The sequence below is a fragment of the Neisseria sp. P0021.S007 genome (assembly GCF_051956855.1).
Window position 1 is genome coordinate 1 of the sequence record NZ_JBQCXA010001506.1, and the last position, 470, is coordinate 470.

The following is a 470-nucleotide window of genomic DNA, read 5'->3' on the forward strand; positions in this document are numbered from 1 at the left end:
TCAAGCAAGATTTCCAGGCAATCAAAAAATGGATTGTTCAATATATTATTCATCAAGAAAAAGATGAGCATTATGAGCATCTAATTACTCCAAATCATAGCTATAATGGAGCATATTTTTCCTTTCAGTTTACTGATGTTGATAAATCATTTTCTCAAAATGAGATTGGCATTGTTACTAATACTTACTTAACAAAATCAAAATATCAAGATAAGGATATGCACAATTATTTAGTGCAGTCCTTTACACATAATATTACTAATAAAAATTGCCAATGGTCATCGTTTTACTCAGGCAAGGAAAACGACTTATTAGGAATTTATATCTTTATTGAAGATAAACCCTCAATTTATGACAGATTTTCATTTTCAAGCTGGCAAGAATTCAAATCCTTATTTAACCAAGAGATGTTAAGTGAGATTTGGAGAATTACTCTTACCATTCAACAAGAGCATATACCTATTTTTATT

At 28.9% G+C, this 470-nt stretch carries 1 protein-coding gene; it reads left to right on the plus strand.

The features are described from left to right. Window positions 1-470: hypothetical protein (locus ACTHUR_RS19965; RefSeq protein ID WP_440400535.1), on the plus strand; the 470-nt coding region annotated here is incomplete at both ends.